Here is a 21,025-nt window from a genome sequence, read left to right on the forward strand (position 1 = left end):
AGCGGAATATCATGGATGACGAAAAGAAGTGGGAAGTACTGCACAGCGAATACCTGATCCGTCGCCCCTGGCTGACAGCACGACGCGACCATGTACGCCTGCCTAACGGTGTGGAAAATCCCGAATACTACGTACTGGAATACCCGGATTGGGTAAATGTCATCGCCTTAACCCGCGACGGACACTTCCTTATGGAACGACAATATCGTCACGGACTGCGCTACACCGGCTACGAAATATGTGCCGGTGTATGCGAACCCGGCGAAGCTCCGATTGACGCCGCACGCCGTGAACTCTATGAAGAGACCGGTTACGGTGACGGACAGTGGACTCACCACATGACAATATCAGCCAATACCAGCACCATGACAAACCTTTGTCATTGCTTTATCGCGACAGATGTAGAACCTCTCTCCACCCAACATCTGGAAGAGACAGAAGACATCAGCATCCATCTGCTCACGGCAGATGAAGTGTTCGACCTGCTGAGAAAAGACCAAGTACGTCAGGCCCTCATGGCAGCTCCGTTATGGAAGTATTTTGCTGAGAAGAAATAGTCAGTCCGTGAATGACTTCCTGAAAGTGGACGACCCCCGATTCATGTTCTCCGGGGTTGTCCACTTTTTCTGTATCCATAAAAAAAGAACAAAATGAAAGGGTATTCGTGACCCTTGATGAAGGGTATTCGTGACCCTTGATGAAGGGTGTTCGTGACCCTTGATGAAGGGTGTTCGTGACCCTTGACGAAGGGTGTTCGTGACCCTTGATAAAGGGTGTTCGTGACCCTTGATAAAGGGTGTTCGTGACTCTTGATGAAGGGTGTTCGTGACCCTTGATAACGAGTCTTCATTCAATGAATAACCGGCACAAAAAAAGCGCGGACAGCAGAAGCCGTTCGCGCTTTCTTATTCCATATCGGGACAGACAATTATCCGCCGAAGTTATCGTACATAATACTGGCTTCGTCGACACCCAAACCGTCGAGCATGTTGACTACAGCCTTAGACATCGGGCCGGGGCCGCACATGTAGTATTCAATGTCTTCAGGAGCTTCATGGTCTTTCAGATAAGTGTCGTACATCACCGTATGAACAAACCCCGCAGTGTACTTCACGCCGGCTGCATCGGCCGCAGGATCGGGACGGTCGAGTGCCAAATGGAAGTGGAAGTTGGGGAATTCCTTTTCCAGTCCGAGGAAGTCGTCCAGATAGAACACTTCGTTCAAGGCACGGGCGCCGTAGAAGTAGTGCATTTCGCGATCGCGTGTATCCAGCGTCTTGGTCATGTGCATAATCTGTGCGCGGAGCGGAGCCATACCGGCACCGCCGCCGACCCAAATCATCTCCTTCTTGGAGTCGAAATGCGGATGGAAATCACCGTAAGGCCCGCTCATGATTACCTTGTCACCCGGTTTCAGTGTGAAGATGTAAGAAGAAGCGATACCCGGATTTACATCCATAAAGCCGCTGCGGTCGGGCTTGAACGGGGGAGTGGCGATACGGACGGTCAGCATGAATACGTCGCCCTCTGCCGGATAGTTGGCCATGGAATAGGCACGCACCGTAGGTTCGGGATTGACACATTTCAGCGGGAAAAGGCCGAACTTCTGCCATGCAGGCAGATACTCGTCGCCAATCAGACTCTTGTCGATGTCCTTGTCGTAGTCCATCGTGAATGCTGGAATTTTAATCTGTGCATAGGAACCCGGCAGAAAATCCATGTGCGCACCGGCAGGAAGCTGCACCTTGAATTCCTTGATGAAGGTAGCCACGTTCTTGTTGGAGATCACCGTACATTCGTATTCCTTTACGCCCAGTATGTTTTCGGGCACCTTGATAGACATATCCCCTTTCACTTTCACCTGACAGCCCAGACGCCAATGGTCTTTCTGCTGCTTACGGCTGAAGTGAGGAGTTTCAGAAGGCAGGATTTCACCGCCGCCCTCTACAACCTGACATTTGCACTGGCCGCAAGAACCCTTGCCGCCGCATGCCGAAGAAAGATAGACGCCGTTGACAGCCAATGTATTCAGCAACGTGCCCCCGGAAGCTACGTCCAGCACTTTGTCACCGTTCATGGTGAGTTTTACATTACCTGAAGGCACCAGGAAATTCTTGGCTACCAACAGAACCACAACAAGCAGAAGAACCACCACGAGGAATACTCCAATGCTTGCCAATATCATATTCATATCCATTGTCTTATTCCTTTCTTTTTAGATGTTCAAACCGGAGAAACACATAAACGCAATGGCCATCAAGCCCACCGTAATGAATGTAATGCCCAAGCCCTTCAGCGGAGCAGGGACATCGGAGTAGGCCATCTTCTCGCGGATGGCAGCCAGACCGACGATAGCCAGCATCCAGCCGATACCCGAACCCAAAGCATAAGAGACGGCATCACCCACCCCGCCGATATACTTGGGATCGCTCATGCCGAGGTTGATGCGCTGCTGCATGAAGAGCGATGCACCCATGATGGCACAGTTCACGGCAATCAGCGGCAGGAAGATACCCAACGAAGCGTAGAGCGAGGGACTGAAACGCTCGACAATCATCTCCACCAGCTGAACGATGGCGGCAATGACGGCAATGAAAAGGATAAAACTCAGGAAGCTGAGATCAACCCCCTCAACGATGGCATCGGGGCCCAGCACCTTGGTCTGCAACAAATAGTTGACCGGAAGGGTAACCACCAACACAAAGGTTACGGCAATACCCAGGCCAACGGAAGTCTTCACAGTCTTCGACACAGCCAAGTAAGAACACATGCCGAGGAAGAATGCGAATATCATGTTATCCACAAAAATGGAGCGGACTAACAAAGTAAAAAAATGTTCCATAACTTGTTTTGAACTAAGAACTCAGAATTTCTATTATTTATCTTGCAACTCTTTGTGACGGGCACGCTGGTACCAGATGATACATGCCACGATGATCAATGCCATAGGCGGCATCAGCATCAAGCCATTGTTCCGATAGCCCAACTGCTTCAGAGGTTCGTAATTAAGGATGTTGAAACCCAGCAACGTACCGGAACCTAACAGTTCACGGAAGAAGCCCACGATAATCAAAATCTTGGCATAGCCCAAACCGTTGCCTACACCATCCAGGAAAGATTCCCACGGACCGGCCTGCATGGCAAAGGCCTCCAAACGTCCCATCAAGATACAGTTGGTAATAATCAGGCCGACATATACAGAGAGCTGGACACTCACGTCATAGGCAAAGGCTTTCAGAATTTCACTCACTACGGTAACCAGGGCAGCCACCACCACCAACTGTACGATGATACGGATACGGTTGGGAATAGTCTTACGCAACAACGAAATCACTACATTGGAGAATGCCGTAATAACCGTTACGGAAAGTCCCATCACAATGGCCGGCTCCAACTTGGCCGTTACGGCCAATGCCGAACAGATGCCTAACACCTGTACGGTAACAGGGTTGTTCATTCCCAATGGAGTCGAGAATATTTCTTTATTCTGCTTTGAAAATAATTGTCCCATATCCTTTTATTCCTCCACATTATTAGTTAAAAAACTCTTGTAATTGCCCAAACAGCCTTTAATCATGGCATCCACAGCCAAAGATGTAATCGTACCGCCGGAAATTCCGTCTACCTGGTAATCGGAATTCTCCACCTTGCCATTCTTTACTACACCGAGAACAATTTCACCGTTCTCCAGTGTTTTCTTATTCAAGAATTCACTCTGGAAATGGTCTGTAGCAATTTCAGCACCCAAGCCCGGAGTTTCACTGGCGTGCGAGAAGTAAGTTCCATACACGGTATTCTTGTCCTCGTTCAGAGCGATATATCCCCAGATGGCCCCCCAAAGACCGGTACCGTAAACAGGGAATACATATTTCTTGGCACCATCCACTTCGCAGACAAACACATGCAGACGATTGTTTTCCTTCACTTCCTTTTCGTACCCGGTAGCAAATGCACCCGCGTTTTCGGTCAGCGTACCGTCAGCGTTCATCAGCATGTCGGCCTTTACATATTTATTATATTCCGTATCGGCATCTTTTACATCACGAACGTTAAGGGCAGCCAGAATCTGCTTCTTGGTATCCAGCTCCACGTTCTTGTTCTGAGTCTCTTTCAAAGAAGAACTTACGAATGCCAGCAAGAATGCCACGATAACAACCATTACCGAAGCATAAATAATAGTATAACTGTTACTATTGGTATTCATTTCTATTCGGTATTTTAATTGTTAGACTTGATTGCACGTTTTTCGCGACGGCTGATGTTGCTCTGTACCACACAATAGTCGATAAGCGGAGCAAAAATATTCATCAGCAGGATGGCAAGCATCATACCTTCAGGATAACCGGGGTTAAGCACACGGATGATGATAGCCATCACACCGATCAAGAAACCGAAGATATACTTGCCTGTTTCGGTACGGGCCGAAGTAACAGGATCTGTAGCCATGAACACGGCACCGAAGCAGAAACCGCCCAGCACGAGGTGTTCGTACCAAGGCATATTGGCCATAGCCGTATCGGGACCAAATTCATTGAAAATCCATGCCATGAAGGCACCACCTACGAATACTGAGAACATTGTTTTCCAGCTGGCAACGCCAGTCCACAACAGAATTACAGCACCGATAGCGATGGCGATGACACTGGTTTCGCCGATAGAACCCGGTATCAGACCTGTTACCATATCCCAGGAGAAAGGCAGATAGCCGTCAGCCGCATGAGTCACGGAAGCAACGCCTAAGGCAGTAGCGCCTGAGAATCCATCTACAAACTTATCACCACCCAAGCCGAAGATGCTGTCACCGGATACCCATACAGAGTCGCCGGACATCTTGGTAGGATATGCAAAGAACAGGAAAGCCCGGGTGATAAGGGCTACATTGAACACGTTCATACCCGTACCGCCAAATACTTCCTTGGCAAAAATAACGGAGAAAGCAGTGGCAATGGCCAACATCCACAACGGACAGTCAACCGGCACAATCATCGGGATCAACATACCGGAAGCCAGGAAACCTTCCTGAATTTCTTCGTTCTTCCACTGGGCTACCATAAACTCGATACCCAAACCCACTACATAAGAAACAATGATTTTGGGCAATACGGCCAAGAAACCATAGCCGAACAATTCGATGAAACTGCCTTCGATGCCCGTAGCATGGAAGTGCTGATAACCTACGTTGTACATACCAAACAGCAAAGCCGGTATCAACGCAATGATCACCATCGACACAATGCGCTTGCTGTCAATGGCATCATGAATATGCGTCCCCGATTTCGACGTAGTGTTGGGCACGAACAGGAATGTTTCGAAACCGTCGAACACCGAGCGAAATGCGTGGAATTTGCCGCCCTCTTCAAAGTTCGGCTTTATCTTGTCGAGATAACTTCTTAACGCTTTCATTTAATTTATTTCATTTAGTAATTTTCAACTTACAATTTATGCCATTTCAGCACGAAGCATGTCAAGTCCGGCACGTACAATGCGCTGAACTTCCACCTTAGACGAACATACAAACTCGCACAGGGCAAAATCTTCAGGAGCCACTTCGTAGATACCCAAAGCTTCCATGCGGTCGATATCGCCCGCAATGATGGCTTTCACCAGATATTCAGGATAGATGTCCATCGGAAATACCCGGTCATACTCGTTAGACATAATCATGTGGCGTTCGCCACCCTTCACACGGGCATCAAACACATATTCCTTCTTACCCATCAACCAGCTGAAATAAGAATGGCTCACACTGAACTGATTGAAACGAGGCATGATCCAACCCAACATTTCGTGTACATCATCGCCTTCAGGAATTACGGTCAGCTGGTTATGGAAAGCACCTAAGAAACCATTGGGAGAAACCTTCTTACCCGTCAATACATTACCGCTAATATAACGCAATGTCTTACCTGTCGTTACATTACCCTGGAATACGTTGGTCAGCAGAGCACCTACTTTCAGCTTACAATAAGCAGGTTTCTTCACCTCACTACCCGTAACAGCTACCGTGCGAGTCATGTCTACACGACCGGTGTTCATCAAGCGGCCAATAAAGATAACAGCTTCGGCACCGATAGTCCACACAGTCTCACCTTTTGCGATAGGCGAAATATGATTGATCTGCACACCGACATTACCGGCCGGATGCGGACCGTCGAAAGTGGTAATGGTCACATTTTGGGCCTGTGTCAGGGCGACTGCTTTCTGCTTCACGCTGATACTCAGATAAGTTTTGGCCAACTTAGCCAAAGCGTCAAGACCTGTCTGGAAGTTTGCTTCCTCACCCTTCAGCGCAAACTCGAAATCGGGTGCCAACGGATTGCTGTCGAAAGCAGAAACAAAAATTGCTTTCGGATCCACCGTCGGATCTGCGATCACATCGTAGGGACGTTGGCGGATGAAAGCAAACATACCGGCATTGAGCAGCAGTTCCTTAACCTGCGCGGCATCCATCTTCGACAGATCCTTCTTGCCGAATTCCTCATAGTCTTGTTCTGTGGCAGCCTCAACGACAATATTCATCACCTTACGGCGTGCGCCTCGTTCTACGCTCGTCACTACACCACTTACGGGTGAAACAAATTTTAATTCAGGATGGTTCTTGTCGATAAACAAGGGCCCCCCGGCCATCACATATTCCTGTTCTTTAACCACCATCTTCGGAGTAATTCCGGTAAAATCATCGGGAACAAGTGAATAGAATCCCGGTTCTTTCACAGAGAAGAACTCTTCGGCAGCTTTGCCCTTCAGGTTAATATCAAGGCCTTTGCGTAACTTAATTACATTTGCCATGTGTTGATTTAAAATAATGGTTTCATTAATTTGCTGCAAAATTAGCAAAAAAGAATGTGATTTAAGAGTAAACTAAGAAAGGATTTACAGAAATTTCTCCCTAATAGATCCCGTTAACGAACACAATGAAAATAAAGAGCCACTTTAGACTCGCAAAGAAGAGCTTTACGGTGCTAAAGTGGCACTTTGGAAAACGGTAACGGAGGTTTAATTCTCTTCCGCAAACATAGGATCCCAAGCAGGTAGACGGATGGGCTTCTGCCTGAAGAGCTTCATTACCTTTTCAGGAACGTATTTAGTCTCCACCACCAAGCGGAACATGTATTCGTCGAACCAGCGGTCTGTCATAATCAGATGTCCCTGGTAACCGGAAGCGGCTCCCCAACTATTTTCCACCATCCATTTCACAGGCTTCCCGTCTTTATCCAGATCTACAGCCATCAGCGTCATGGCATGAGCCGACATACTGGCAAAAGTCTGGATGCGCTGTCTTTTGTCCATGCCAAACGTCACACCGAACAGAGAACCATAATCATAGTTGTCCACATCCAGCCAACCTCGCTTGGCATCCAGCTGGGTAACGTCGCTCGAAAAGTACATCCGTGTACTATCTTTCAGTGAAGCGATGGCCATTTCCTTGATTTCTTCGACAGGGAGATTGACATAAGTCCAGTTATGGCCATCGTAACGATGGCGGTCGTACTCAATCTCATAACACTTGTAATACTCCCGACTGGGATCGTTCATCACCATCACGTAGTTGGTAAGCAAACCAGTATCCCCGTATTTCTCGAGAAAAGACATCGGAGTGTGGTGTTCCACTTCCACACGTCTGCCTTGAGCATCCTTTCGCACATAGTCGAAAGAGGTAGGAGGTATTCCCAAATTCAACGCTAACATGCGATAGACGGTACCCAGCATTTCGGTCTTTGCCTTCTCCAGTTCGGAAGCACCGGTGCCCTTTTGTACCATCTCACGCAAAGACAAACCATATTCCTTCAACTTGAGCCCGATAAGCGACGACATAAGACTGGTATGTTCACTACTATAAGTTTCAGGCATGACTTCTTTGGGAACGAGTCCGTATTTCCCTACAATATCGGCCACGCCGGTAAACGTTCCTCCATCACTCAAAGGATGTTTAAAAAGCCACTCCACCGTCTGATCGTTCATCGGTTTTTCAGCCGTATCAATAATTCCCTGCAAAAACAGGTTGGACTTCTCCAGCTGATCCCAAAAGAACGAATACGTTTGCGAAAATTCCAATCCCGGAAGATCGAAGCGTGCAATAGCTTTGGCACGCATCACGTTCAGCCCAGTAAAAAGCCAGCATCGACCTGAAGACTGCTGGTCGGTAATTCCTTTGGATTCCACCTTGACCGAAAAATCAGTATCAATCCCTATCTGCTTCTCCTGATTCAAGGCTAAAGACTTGATGCTGTTACTGCCGATGGCATTACGCAAGGCTTTATCAGAAGCCGTATCTTGATAGTTCTGGCGTATCTGTCCCAACATTTCCGAACTGATACCCCCATTCTTGTCCTGAGCCTGCATACTCAACAGGCTTGCACACAGAACAATTACAGAAATCATTTGTTTTTTCATCTGTTACAATACAATTTAAGTTACAATGTTAACAATGACAAAGATATTAACTATTTCTGAGATTTTTAATACCTTTGCATCACATTTCCAACAAGTATGAAGAATTTAATAACTATTCTGCTTCTGTTTACGCTAGTGGCGACCGGCGTACAGGCCCAACAACAGAACGATACAGTAGTCGTTAACGACAGCACCCCGACCCTCAGCAAAAAAGAATTGCAAAAGCTTAAGAAAGCGAACCGTAATTTCCATTATAACATACTCGGCGGCCCGAGCTACTCACCGGACTTTGGCTTGCTGGTAGGCGGAAGTGCCTTGATGACATTCAGCCTGAACCCTCACGACGCAACTCTGAAACATTCAGTAGTACCAATAGCACTGGCTTTCATGTTCGACGGAGGAGTCAACGTATTCTCCAAACCACAATTATTCTTTAAGCACGACCGTTTCCGCCTCTTTGGAAAGTTCAGTTATAAAAACACAGTAGAGAATTATTATGATATAGGCTATACGGCCAACAGAGACTACATTCGAAGTGACTCGACCAGCCAATACCAATACAGTGGCGTACAGATCAATCCTTGGTTTCTGTTCCGACTGGGCGAGAGCGATTTCTTTGCAGGTCCACAGATTGACATCAACTACGATCATTTCACCGACCCGGCTAAAGGCCTGGTAGAAAACCTGTCATATCAAGAAGCCAACGGTACCTACCACGGATACAAAAACTTCAATTCCGGTTTGGGTTTCCTGTTGACATACGATAGCCGCGACGTTCCAGCTAATGCTTATAAAGGCATCTATCTGGACTTTCGGGGCATGATGTATCACAAAATATTCGGAAGTGAACGCAACTTTTATCGCTTCGAATTAGACTATCGACAATACAAGGAAGTAGGCAAACGCAAAGTCCTCGCCTGGACAGCTCAGACCAAAAACGTATTCGGCGACAATATACCCTTAACGCAATACTCCCTGACAGGTACCCCTTTCGATCTCCGGGGGTATTATCAAGGACAGTATCGCGACAAATCATCGCACATCGTGATGGCTGAATACCGCCAGATGCTGAATACCGATCAGGAAACCTGGTTGAAACGTATAATCAACCACGTAGGCTTCGTCGTGTGGGGAGGATGCGGATTTATGGGGCCTACCCCTACTAAAATAGAAGGTGTACTGCCTAACTGCGGTGTCGGTCTTCGCATCGAAGTACAACCTCGTATGAATGTCCGCTTAGATTTAGGCAAGAATACAGTAAACAATCAGACACTGTTCTACTTCAACATGACAGAAGCGTTCTAAAACATGAAGAGCAAGAATGTGATTTTTTATAGTTTTGTAGACTGATTAACCAACTAAACGTATTAACCGAAAAAATATAAAGTTATGAGAGTTATGAAAATGAAAATGCTACTATGCCTGATTATTGCTGCCGTCATAGCCATGCCAGCCTTCAGCCAAGGTCTGAAAGCATTCAAACTGAAAAACGGTCTTTCCGTATATATTTGGGAAGACGCATCCCAGTCGGACGTATTCGGACTGGTAGGTGTACGTGCCGGCTCCATCAACGAACCGGAAGAATACACCGGCCTGGCCCATTACTTAGAGCACGTCATGTTCAAAGGAACAGATAACATCGGTGCCCTCAACTGGACTGAAGAAGAACCAATCTACAAGGAAATCATCGCCAAATATGACCAGCGGGCAACCGAAACCGATCCGGTAAAGAAAGACGCCTTGAACCAAGAAATCAATGAACTCACTCTGAAAGCGGGCAAAATCAGCCTGCCAACCGAATATTCCAGTCTGATGGAAAGTATCGGTGCCAAAGGCGTGAATGCTGCAACAAGCTACGACTACACGTTCTACCACAGTTCCTTCCCAGCCTATCAGATAAACAAGTGGCTCGAAATCTCCTCACAACGTTTCATCCATCCCGTGTTCCGTTCTTTCCAGCCCGAACTGGAAAATGTGTATGAAGAGTACAACCGCGCACAGGATAATCCCAATCAGGCAGTCAACAGCTTTTTCATGAGCAAGGCATTCGAAGGACATCCTTATTCACGCGATATCATCGGCCAGCCTGAACATCTGAAGAATCCGCAGTTGAGCAAGCTTATCGAATTCTATGACACCTGGTACGTACCCGAAAACATGGTGCTCGTATTGGTCGGCAACATCAATGCCCAGCAGGTAGCCGGCCGCATCGCCGGAACCTTCGGCCGCTTAGCCAAGAAGCCGATGCCCGAACACAAAACCTACACGGATATGAACATCCAAGGACGCATTCAATACACCGAAAAAGTGGGCTACTACCCGCAGGTGGCTATGGTGTTCAACGGCGTACCGGCCGGACATCCCGACGAGGACGCACTGAACATTGCACTCTCTCTGTTGAGCAACGGCAGCCAGACGGGAGCATTGGACAAACTGGTACTGGACGGCGAACTGACCAGTTCAGGGGCCTACGCACAGACCTTCCGCGAGCAGGGGCGCTCGGTCGTAGTAAGCATACCGCTCTACGACGAAAATCAACGTCGTTTCGAATCGAACAAGAGCGCCGAGAAGAAAACTTTGGAAGCTATCAAAAAGATCGCCAACGGAGACTTCGAAGACTGGAAAATCAATGCTATCAAGGCAGAAATGTGCCGCCAGTTCGACTTAGCCATGGAGAAAAACGAACAGAAAGCCATGATCCTGATGAACGCTTTTTATAACGAACAGGATTTAGGCGAAATACTAAACTACAAGGACAAGATCATGGCTGTAACAAACGACGACGTAAAGCGTGTGGCCAAACAATATCTGTCTAAAAACTACCTGGCTCTCTATATCGAACAGGGCAAAGCCAAGAAGGGTGAGAAAATAGCCAAGCCCAACTACAAACCCGTGGAACCGCCCGTAGGCCAGCAATCACTCTATGCCCTGCAATTCAAGAATCTGCCCATCGGTCACGTAGCCGAAAACCTGATTGACTTCAGCGACATACAGGTAAAACAACTGAATGACCGTTCCAAGATATACTACACGCCCAACAAGGAAAACAACATCTTCCAGCTTGTCCTGCAATATGGAGCCGGAACCGAAGAATTTCCCAAACTCGACGTGGCCGCCAACTTAATGAACAACGCCGGTGTGATGGGTCTTTACGAACCGCAACAGCTGAAGGAAGAACTCAGCAAACTGAACGCCACCTGCTACGTATCAGCCAGTTCAAACTATCTGACCATCGTCATGGAAGGGTTCGAAGAGACCCTGCCTCAGGCTTGCCAGCTCCTGTCACGCCAAATTCTGATGCCTAAACTGGACGACAAGCAACTGGCCCAGCTGAAGGGTAACATCCTGAGTACACGCCAACAGCGCAAAGAAAACGTCAGTACGCTGAACGAAGCGCTGCGCCAATATCTGCTCTACGGCGACAAGTCAGACTATATTGACGAACTGACGGACAAGGAAGTGTTCGAACTGCAAATCTCCGAGTTGACTGGTGACATCAATCGCGCCTCCAACTTCGAATCGAAAATATTCTATACTGGCACCCTGCCCTTTGACAACGTCTACAGCATCCTGAGCCAGAATCTTCCTCTTGTAGCCAATGAGCGCCCGTCTGAATCGCCTCGTGTAAAACCGATGCAGACAGTAAATGAGAATACCATTTTCTTCATGCCCAACAGTGACGCCGAACAAGCACAAATCCATTTCTACCTACCGATGCAGACGGCCGACAAGAAGGACGATGTGCTGCGTGATGCCTTCAACCAATACTTCGGTCTGGACTTTACCGGATTGGTATTGAACGAAATCCGCGAGAAGCGTTCCATGGCCTACACGGCTTATGCCTACGCCACCACACAGGGTATCGCCGGCAAAGCCAGCTACCTGTACGGCAACATCGGCACACAGAATGATAAGGCAAACGACGCTATCGACGTGTTCATGGACCTCATCAACGACATGCCGAAGAATGCCGGCCGCATCGACAACATCAAAAGTTATCTGCGTCAATCGGCCCTGACCGACCATCCCGACTTCCGCAGCAAGGCGATGTATCTGGTAGACCTCGGTTACCAGAGATATACCGAAGATCCGGCCAAAGAACAGTTACCAAAAATCGACGCATTAACCTTCGATGACATCGTGAAATTCTACGAGACGAACATCCAAGGCAAACCCTACGCCATAGCCATCATGGGCAACCCCAAGATGATAGACCTGAAAAAACTGGAGAAATACGGAAAAGTAGTCAAGATCAATGCAAGCAAACTGTTCAGCACGAAAGATACGCTATTCTAACCTACAGGAATTCGATATATAAAATCAGAAAATAATGAGTGCCCCGTCATTGATAAAACAGACATCAGTGGCGGGTTTCTTTTTTCCAAAAAACAATAGGATGCGATACCATAGACGATATTACGTCTTTCTTTTTTGTGGATGAAACGAACAGTTTTAGTATCTTTCCACAGTCTCGCACCGTTTGACGCTCTATCATCAGACATCCTCACGCAGTGCTTCATGAAAGTATGATACAGTGCTTCCTCACCTCCTCAGAAAGCACTGTATGAACCCCTTACGAAGCACTTCCTGAAAGGCTGACGCAGTGCTTCGTCAGAGAAGGTACAAGTGTGGCGTTGCACGGCATGACTCTTAATAGTGGTTGTATATAAAACTATTTATTGTTTCTATACGTCCTTATTTCGGCGCTCTCTTATACAGATAGAATGCGATGAAGGCATACAGGATGTTAGGGATCCATACTGCAACCATGGGCGGCACATTACCATTGACGGCAAATGTAGACGCAATGGTCTGGAACAGGATGTACGAAAAGCTCAGTCCCAATCCGATACCCAGATAAAGTCCCATACCGCCTTTGGTCTTCTTGGACGATAAAGAGACTCCTATCAATGTCAGGATGAACGAGGCAAACGACATGGTGATGCGCTTGTGATATTCGATTTCGAACTCCTTGATATTGGCAAATCCTCGCTGCTTCTGGCGGTCGATGTATTCGCTCAACTGCGGATTGGTCAGCATTTCTTGCTGGTTCTTCATGATGAGAAAGTCAGCAGGCTCCATGAAAAGCGTCGTATCTATCCTGTCTCCATGCGTTATTTTCTCTTTCATTCCGTCCATTTCGCGTATCATATAGTCCTTGATGATCCAGCGGTGATAGGCTGTCGTGTCGTAGGTAATGCTGCGGGCTGTCAAATGGGAAACCAGCTGCTTGTCCTTGAATTTGTCCAGCGAGAAACGGTAGCCTGTCTGACGATAGTTCTCGAAGCGGTCGATGTAGGCAATAACGCCTGTGTCCACCTCCAACTGGATGTTTCGTGCCGAATTGGCTTTTCGGGGTTTATAATACTTGTCTTCGAAATTGATGCGCGTCACGTTGCCTTTGGGGATGATGTATCCCCCAAGCCAGAAAGTGACAACGGCAATGATGCCGGCCGAAACCATATAGGGACGCAATATGCGTTTGAAGCTCATGCCTGAAGAAAACATAGCGATGATTTCCGAATTTTCTGTCAACTTGGAGGTGAAGAAAATGACGGCAATGAACACGAACAACGGGCTGAACAGGTTGGCAAAATAGGGGATGAAGTTCAAGTAATAGTCGAAGATGATGGCATTCCAGGGAGCATCGTGCGACATGAACTTATCCTGCTTCTCGTTAAAGTCGAAAACAACCGCAATGGAGATAATCAGTGCGATGGCGAAAATGTACGTTCCCATGAATTTCTTGATGATGTACATATCCAGCCTCCTCAAATATCCACCTGTCAGCCTGGATATACTGACATTCAGTTTCGGAATCCGTTTACCTTTCAGCTTTTTCATAATCTTGTAGATACTCGTTTGACCATCATGGGTTTCCAACTTGCAAAATCACCTGCAATGATGTGCTTGCGTGCCTCGCCCACCAGCCATAGGTAAAAGGCCAGGTTATGAATAGAGGCTATCTGCATGGCCAGCAACTCCTGCGCATGGAACAAATGGCGCAGGTAGGCCTTCGTGTAGAGTGTGTCCACGCACGAAGCACCGTCAGCCTCGATGGGCGAGAAGTCGGCTTCCCACTTCTTGTTGCGCATATTGATGATGCCGTCCTTGGTGAAGAGCATGCCGTTGCGGCCGTTGCGGGTAGGCATCACGCAGTCGAACATGTCCACGCCCCGCTCAATACCCTCCAGTATGTTGACCGGCGTACCCACGCCCATCAGATAGCGGGGCTTGTCCTTGGGCAGAATGCCGTTCACCAGTTCGATCATCTCGTACATCTTCTCCACAGGTTCGCCAACGGCCAGTCCGCCGATGGCGTTGCCTTCGGCCTCTTTCGAAGCAATGTATTCGGCCGAACGTGTGCGCAGGTCGCGATAGACGCAGCCCTGCACTATAGGGAACAGTGCCTGATGGCAGCCATATTTCGGCTCCGTCTCGTTGAAGCGTGCGATGCAGCGATCCAACCAGCGATGCGTCAGCTCCATTGACTTCTTGGCGTATTCGTAGTCGGCATCGCCTGGTGTACATTCATCGAAGGCCATCATGATGTCGGCCCCGATGGTACGCTCGATGTCTATCACACGCTCGGGCGTAAAGATGTGCTTGCTGCCGTCGATGTGTGATCGGAACTCGACTCCCTCCTCGCGCAGCTTGCGAATGCTCGAAAGAGAGAACACCTGGAAGCCGCCGCTGTCGGTCAGCATCGGGCGGTCGAAGCCGTTGAACTTGTGCAGGCCGCCCGCTTTCTCCAGCACGCTGAGACCCGGACGAAGGTACAGGTGGTAGGTGTTGCCCAAAATGATCTGCGCCTTGACGTCCTCTTTCAACTCTGTCAGGTGTACACCTTTGACGGTACCTACAGTACCTACGGGCATGAAGATGGGAGTCTCAATCTGCCCGTGGTCGGTCGTTATCAGACCTGCGCGGGCATTGGTCTTGCTGTCGATATATTGTAATTCAAATTTCATGCTTCCGTTTTTTGCTCCTTATCTTTCTTGACGGTCAGGTCGATAGGATCGGCCACCTTCTCGTCAGTCAGCGAGATGGCGAATACCTCCTTCACGTCCTTCACGTAGTGGAAAGTAAGTCCCTTCAAGTAAATGTCCTGAATTTCGTCAATGTTCTTGCGGTTCTCTTCGCTCAGGATGATTTCCTTGATGCCTGCACGCTTAGCGGCCAAGATCTTCTCTTTGATGCCTCCCACAGGCAACACTCTGCCGCGCAGCGTGACCTCGCCTGTCATAGCCAAGTTGGCCTTTACCTTTCGCTGCGTCAGGGCCGATGCCAGCGAAGTGGCCATCGTGATGCCTGCCGAAGGCCCGTCTTTGGGGATGGCGCCTTCGGGCACGTGGATGTGGATGTTCCAGTTGTCGAAAATCTCTTCGTCCAGTTCCAATAGCGAGGCATGCGCCTTGATGTACTCCAGCGCCAGCATGGCCGACTCCTTCATCACGTCGCCCAAGTTGCCCGTCAGTGTCAGACGTCCGCCCTTGCCACGACTCAGGCTCGTCTCCACGAAGAGGATTTCACCACCCATAGCCGTCCATGCCAAGCCCGTCACTACGCCTGCATAGTCGTTGCCCTGGTACTTGTCGCGCGTGTATTCGGCCACGCCTAAGTAGTCGTACAAGTCTTTGGGCCTGATTTCCACCTTCGGCAACATTCCTTCAGTGGCATACTGTCGGGCCACCTTGCGCAATATCTTGCCTATCTTCTTCTCCAGTTCGCGCACGCCACTCTCGCGGGTGTACGATTCGATGATGGCCTCCAGCGTTTGTTTGAACAGTTTTACATCGGTCTCCTCCAGACCGTTGTTCTCCAATTCCTTGGGCACTAAGTGACGTCGGGCAATCTCGATTTTTTCTTCCGTGATATATCCGCTTACTTCTATCAGTTCCATACGATCCAGCAGAGGACTGGGAATGTGGTTCAAGTTGTTGGCCGTAGCGATAAACATCACCTTCGACAAGTCGTAGTCCACGTCAAGGAAGTTGTCATGGAAGGCCGAGTTCTGCTCAGGGTCAAGCACTTCAAGCAGGGCCGATGACGGATCGCCCTGATGGTCGGCACTCAACTTGTCTATTTCGTCGAGGATAAAGACAGGGTTGGACGAGGCTGCCTTGATCAGATTCTTGATAATGCGTCCAGGCATGGCACCGATGTATGTGCGTCGGTGTCCGCGTATCTCGGCTTCATCATGCACGCCTCCCAGCGACATGCGCACATACTTGCGCTTCAGTGCAGCGGCGATGGAGCGTCCCAGCGACGTTTTTCCTACGCCTGGAGGGCCATATAGGCAGATGATGGGTGACTTCATGTCTCCCTTCAGTTTCAGTACGGCCAGGTGTTCCAAGATGCGTTCCTTCACCTTCTCCAGTCCGTAGTGATCCTTGTTCAGCGTCTTTTCGGCGTTCTTCAGGTTCAGGTTATCCGCCGTATAGATGCCCCACGGCAGGCTGAGCATTGTCTGCAAGTAGTTCAACTGTACGCTGTAATCAGGTGACTGCGGATGGATGCGCTCTAACTTATCCACCTCCTTCAGAAAGGTAGTCTTCACCTCGCTGCTCCATTTCACCGTCTCTGCCTTTTGGCGCATCTCGTCTATCTCCTGTTCCTGCGTGCTTCCGCCCAATTCGTCCTGAATGGTCTTGATTTGCTGTTGCAGGAAGTATTCGCGCTGCTGCTGGTCGATGTCTTCGCGGGCACGCATTTGGATAGATGCCTTGATTTCGGCCAACTGCACCTCGCGGTTCAGTATTTCCAACAGGTGATAGGCCCGTTCGCGCAGGGAAGTCATCTGCAGCAGTTCTATCTTTTCGTCCTTCTTCAGTTGCAGATTGGTGCAAATAAAGTTGATGAGGAGGATGGAATTGGTAATGTTCTTGATGGCAAACGAGGGATCTTGCGAGAACATCTCTGCAGTACGCATATAGCGCACGATAAGATCCTTGCAGGCTTCAACCAGTGCCTGGAATTTCTTGTCGTTCTTGTCGGGCAGCTCCTCGTTGAGAGTGATCACGTGTCCCTTCAGGTAGGGGATGGTCTCGACGATATCCTTCAATTGCATCCGCTTCACCCCTTGCAGGATAACAGTGGTGCTCTGGTCAGGCATTTCCAGCACGCGGATCACCTTGGCAACCGTACCTATGTCGTGCAGGTCTTCTAACAGCGGCATTTCCGTGTCAGCCACCTTCTGGCACACCACGCCGATGTACATTTCTTTCTTTTCAGCGTCACGTATCAGTCGGAGTGATGACTTGCGGCCCACCGACACGGGTATGAGCACTCCTGGAAACAATACCATGTTGCGCAGCGGCAGCACGGGCAATACGTTGTCGATATCAACATCCATAATCATCTGCTCATCGTTTCCTTCAAAGTCGGCAATGACGGAAAAGCCCTTTCCGCCCTGCGATTCGTCGCCACCCATATAAAATCTTTTCTTCATTTCTGTCATGTTAAATTAGTACTCTCTTGTGAGAGTTCACAAAGCAACTGCAAATTTACGCTATTTCTTTCTATTAATCGGCCCCTAATCCTTTAAAAAGGCAAAAAACAGCGTTTCACATGCATTATTCCTTCGGTTTTCACTAATTTTGCCCGAACAATAACCGCAACCGATATGTCCGACTCGTCTTTTTTGTTTAAACAATTTATTATACGCCACGATCGCTGTGCCATGAAGGTAGGCACCGACGGCGTGTTGTTAGGAGCATGGGCACCTGTAGCCCAGGCACATACGGCGCTTGATGTGGGCACAGGCACAGGCCTCGTAGCCCTCCAGTTGGCCCAACGCAACCCCTTTCTGTGTGTAACGGCGATCGAGATAGACGCTCCTGCCGCTATGCAGGCGGCAGAGAACGTAACTGCTTCTCCCTGGCCCGACCGGATAGAGGTGGTATGTACCGATTTCAAGGATTTTCAGCCAGCCGCAGGTTTCGATTTGATCGTTTCCAATCCCCCTTACTACGTAGATGCCCTACCATGCCCTGATCGTCAGCGCAATACCGCCCGCCATGCCGGCAGCCTGAACTACGACCTACTCTTCCTTCGTTCAGCCCGTCTGCTCAACGAAGGAGGCTTAGTGAGTATCATCATTACCAGTGAGATGGAGTCTCAGGCTGAAGATGCAGCTTGGATGCAGGGATTGTATCCCCAACGGCGTACGCGTGTGTACACCAAGGCAAGCCAGTCCGTCCGCCGCGTATTGATTACATTCGGCCGTCAGCTGGGGCCTGTGGACGAAGACACGCTCTACATCCACCAAGCGAACGGCGATTACACCAACGACTACCGCCGTTTGACGGGCGAGTTCTACCTGAAGTTCTGAGGAGGTAGGTTGGGTAACCGTCTTCACATGGCATCCTTTGCTGCAATTTGGCCAACTGTAATTTTAACAAAAATACATAGGTTTGCAAATCTGATAAAATACCCTGTAAACGATGTATTATAGCAAGAGAAACTGGGCTAACATCATAGCCGTAAAGGTCGATTTCATCTATCTCTAAATCTATTTCCGACAAAAATATTAGCCAGTTCTTTTTTCATAATCATAGGTCATCTTACAAGGATTTAATACTATCCCTGTATCGTTTCAATTCATGTTCACTAATTTGCCTTATTGCTAAATCCAACTCGTTAAGTATTCTCACTTTATCATTTGGTATCATCCCTACAAACGGAATAGTGTTTGATACGGTATTACCCAATAATGTTGTTTCTATGTTCAAGTTTGAGATAAACGTCTTTAATTCTAATAATCTCTCATGTTCTGTCGCTTCTACATATGTTCCTTTTTGTATTTCCTGATATAGCTTCGATTCAGGAAATACAGTTAATGAAACGAAGTTGATAGTAAACGGATTGAGCTTGTTAAACACCGTAGCTGTATTGACAGCGTTTTGTCGCCCCTTATTTTTACCTGCAAGGCCTGTCAGATACACAAAGTTGTACTTGATATTAGCTTCTTCCAATTTTTTGCATTGTTCGAAAATATCATTAGCTGTATAACCCTTATCCATTTTTGCAAGAGTTTCGTCATCTCCAGATTCTGTACCAATGCTGATACTATCGAAACCTAAATGACGTAAATTTCTTAATTCGCCTACTGTTTTAGGCTCTATATCTGAAATTCTTGCGAACATACCGATACTTTCGCAATACCTAAGATACTTTCTAATTAGGAGTCCTAAATCCAATAGCCTATTATAGCTTAATGCAAATGGATTGGCTCCGGTTAAAAAGATACGTCTTGCCCTTGGTTGATACTTCTGTATTACCTCCAAATCTTCTTTAACCTCGGTTATAGGTGATAGTCGAAACTTTGTGCCATGATACAAACTGCAAAATTTGCATTTGTTATATGTACATCCGGCTGTTACCTGTAAGAGTTGAGAACTTGCCTCATAAGGAGGTCTCCAAACCTGTCCTGTAAAATGTAATAGTTTCATATATATTGTAATTAAGCATTTTAAAATCCGTTATTTTCTATACTTTTGCATTGCAAAGTTAGGATGTTGCTTCTGAAAAAAGAAGAACTATACTATCTGTCAGACACTTACGTTTAGGTTAGTGTTTCTCAATATCAGCAATATTAAAGATGAAAAAATGAGAAAAAAGTTGGATTATGATTTTTGTCCAGCATCTCCAGTATTGGAATGGTTGGGTGATAAGTGGGCTTTAGTCGTTTTGTTGAAATTACATGAAACAGGGGTAATACGTTTCAATGAATTATATAAAACAATCCCTTCCATTTCGGAAAAAATGCTTTCTTCCGTTTTACGCTCATTGGTAACAGACGGATTAGTAAATAGGGAAATATATCCATCCGTACCACCCAAAGTAGAATATTATGTATCAGAGTTCGGTGAAACTTTAATTCCTCATTTAGAGCAATTAAAACAATGGGGACAAGAGAATTTCGATACGATAATGAGAAATAGACAGATAAATAAATAAGTAGATGTTCATAATTAGTTTAATCATATAGATTTGTTACCTTTGCCTCATAAACTTCAAAGAAACACTTATGGGCAAAATCAAATCAATCATCTTAAAGGACTCCGAACGCTTGGCGTTGGAAAGGGGTTTCCGACAAGGGAACAGCCATTGCTTCCGCATGCGTTGCCGTGCCGTACAGCTCAAATCGTCAGGACTTTCAAGCAAGCAGGTAGGTTTGCAGACGGAGATGTCGCATGTATCCGTCAACTTTTGGGTGAAACGTTTCATGCAGGAAGGCATCAGCGGCCTGCAGACCCGCCCCGGTCGTGGGCGCAAGCCTATCATGGACTGTACGGACGAGGAAGTTGTCCGCAAAGCCATAGAACAGGACAGGCAAAGCGTCGGCAAGGCTCGCGAAGCTTGGCAGAAGGCCACGGGCAAAGAAGCGAGCGACCTGACATTCAAGCGTTTTTTATCAGCATTGGCGCAAGATATAAGCGAATAAGAAAACGCCCAAGGGGAGTACCCTCGCCGCAACTCTATACGTATAAAACCGAGAAGTTGCAAGAACTTGAACACCTGAACATGGACGGCAAGATAGACCTTTATTACGCCGATGGCCTGAAGGGTCTTGAAGATGTGATCAGCGGGGTGTTCGCCGGGACGAAGCTCCAGCGCTGCACCACCC

17 protein-coding genes are annotated in these 21,025 nt (G+C 47.8%); 6 read left to right on the forward strand and 11 right to left on the reverse strand.

Annotated elements, in window-relative coordinates; genetic code table 11:
- The first annotated feature begins 8 nt into the window (after window positions 1-8).
- A complete protein-coding gene (locus tag Q0Z70_RS06485) occupies window positions 9-557 on the forward strand; it encodes an NUDIX hydrolase (protein ID WP_298073317.1) in 549 nt (182 codons plus the stop codon).
- Window positions 558-928: 371 nt separating this feature from the next.
- On the opposite strand, the gene nqrF is transcribed toward Q0Z70_RS06485, so the two are convergent.
- The 7 genes from nqrF to Q0Z70_RS06520 all read right to left on the reverse strand — a co-directional run bounded on the left by nqrF (window position 929) and on the right by Q0Z70_RS06520 (window position 8,394).
- A complete protein-coding gene (gene nqrF, locus Q0Z70_RS06490; RefSeq protein ID WP_298073302.1) occupies window positions 929-2,197 on the reverse strand; it encodes an NADH:ubiquinone reductase (Na(+)-transporting) subunit F in 1,269 nt (422 codons plus the stop codon).
- Window positions 2,198-2,215: 18 nt separating this feature from the next.
- Complete coding sequence (gene nqrE / locus Q0Z70_RS06495; RefSeq protein WP_298073303.1) at window positions 2,216-2,842, reverse strand: NADH:ubiquinone reductase (Na(+)-transporting) subunit E; 627 nt, start codon at window positions 2,840-2,842, stop codon at window positions 2,216-2,218.
- A gap of 33 nt (window positions 2,843-2,875) precedes the next feature.
- The gene (locus Q0Z70_RS06500; protein WP_298073304.1) at window positions 2,876-3,511 is read right to left on the reverse strand and encodes an NADH:ubiquinone reductase (Na(+)-transporting) subunit D; all 636 of its coding nucleotides are present in this window, start codon (window positions 3,509-3,511) and stop codon (window positions 2,876-2,878) included.
- 6 nt (window positions 3,512-3,517) lie between these two features.
- Complete coding sequence (locus Q0Z70_RS06505) at window positions 3,518-4,204, reverse strand: Na(+)-translocating NADH-quinone reductase subunit C (RefSeq protein ID WP_298073305.1); 687 nt, start codon at window positions 4,202-4,204, stop codon at window positions 3,518-3,520.
- 14 nt (window positions 4,205-4,218) lie between these two features.
- Complete coding sequence (locus Q0Z70_RS06510; protein WP_298073306.1) at window positions 4,219-5,403, reverse strand: NADH:ubiquinone reductase (Na(+)-transporting) subunit B; 1,185 nt, start codon at window positions 5,401-5,403, stop codon at window positions 4,219-4,221.
- Window positions 5,404-5,439: 36 nt separating this feature from the next.
- Entirely contained in the window at window positions 5,440-6,789 is a 1,350-nt protein-coding gene (locus tag Q0Z70_RS06515; protein ID WP_298073307.1) for a Na(+)-translocating NADH-quinone reductase subunit A, read from the reverse strand.
- Between the two features lie 207 nt (window positions 6,790-6,996).
- A complete protein-coding gene (locus tag Q0Z70_RS06520) occupies window positions 6,997-8,394 on the reverse strand; it encodes a C1 family peptidase (RefSeq protein WP_298073308.1) in 1,398 nt (465 codons plus the stop codon).
- Between the two features lie 96 nt (window positions 8,395-8,490).
- Between Q0Z70_RS06520 and Q0Z70_RS06525 the strand changes: the two genes are divergently transcribed.
- Window positions 8,491-9,699, forward strand: coding sequence for a BamA/TamA family outer membrane protein (locus Q0Z70_RS06525; RefSeq protein ID WP_298073309.1), 1,209 nt, complete (start codon window positions 8,491-8,493; stop codon window positions 9,697-9,699).
- Between the two features lie 93 nt (window positions 9,700-9,792).
- A complete protein-coding gene (locus tag Q0Z70_RS06530) occupies window positions 9,793-12,690 on the forward strand; it encodes a M16 family metallopeptidase (RefSeq protein ID WP_298073318.1) in 2,898 nt (965 codons plus the stop codon).
- A gap of 399 nt (window positions 12,691-13,089) precedes the next feature.
- Here Q0Z70_RS06530 and Q0Z70_RS06535 read toward each other — a convergent pair whose 3' ends face one another.
- From Q0Z70_RS06535 to lon, 3 genes are read right to left on the reverse strand one after another with little or no spacing between them, the layout of a single operon-like run.
- Window positions 13,090-14,238 carry an LptF/LptG family permease gene (locus Q0Z70_RS06535; protein WP_298073310.1) on the reverse strand — a complete coding sequence of 383 codons (1,149 nt, stop codon included), beginning with the start codon at window positions 14,236-14,238 and terminating at the stop codon, window positions 13,090-13,092.
- Window positions 14,235-15,365, reverse strand: a complete 1,131-nt coding sequence (gene tgt / locus Q0Z70_RS06540) for a tRNA guanosine(34) transglycosylase Tgt (protein ID WP_298073311.1) — start codon at window positions 15,363-15,365, stop codon at window positions 14,235-14,237. The genes Q0Z70_RS06535 and tgt overlap by 4 nt, the downstream gene beginning before the upstream one ends.
- Complete coding sequence (lon, locus tag Q0Z70_RS06545) at window positions 15,362-17,845, reverse strand: endopeptidase La (RefSeq protein WP_298073312.1); 2,484 nt, start codon at window positions 17,843-17,845, stop codon at window positions 15,362-15,364. The genes tgt and lon overlap by 4 nt, the downstream gene beginning before the upstream one ends.
- A gap of 174 nt (window positions 17,846-18,019) precedes the next feature.
- On the opposite strand from lon, the gene Q0Z70_RS06550 reads away from it, so the two are divergent.
- A complete protein-coding gene (locus Q0Z70_RS06550; RefSeq protein WP_298073313.1) occupies window positions 18,020-18,727 on the forward strand; it encodes a methyltransferase in 708 nt (235 codons plus the stop codon).
- A 232-nt stretch (window positions 18,728-18,959) separates the two neighbouring features.
- Here the strand turns inward: Q0Z70_RS06550 and Q0Z70_RS06555 are convergent, their stop codons facing one another.
- A complete protein-coding gene (locus Q0Z70_RS06555) occupies window positions 18,960-19,853 on the reverse strand; it encodes a radical SAM protein (RefSeq protein WP_298073319.1) in 894 nt (297 codons plus the stop codon).
- A 151-nt stretch (window positions 19,854-20,004) separates the two neighbouring features.
- On the opposite strand from Q0Z70_RS06555, the gene Q0Z70_RS06560 reads away from it, so the two are divergent.
- Both Q0Z70_RS06560 and Q0Z70_RS06565 read left to right on the forward strand, forming a co-directional pair.
- Window positions 20,005-20,355, forward strand: coding sequence for a helix-turn-helix domain-containing protein (locus tag Q0Z70_RS06560; RefSeq protein WP_298073314.1), 351 nt, complete (start codon window positions 20,005-20,007; stop codon window positions 20,353-20,355).
- Between the two features lie 70 nt (window positions 20,356-20,425).
- Entirely contained in the window at window positions 20,426-20,842 is a 417-nt protein-coding gene (locus tag Q0Z70_RS06565) for a helix-turn-helix domain-containing protein (RefSeq protein WP_298073315.1), read from the forward strand.
- Window positions 20,843-21,025: the final 183 nt, after the last annotated feature.

Origin of the sequence: uncultured Bacteroides sp. (assembly GCF_947632445.1) — a bacterium.
Classification (GTDB): Bacteria; Bacteroidota; Bacteroidia; order Bacteroidales; family Bacteroidaceae; genus Bacteroides.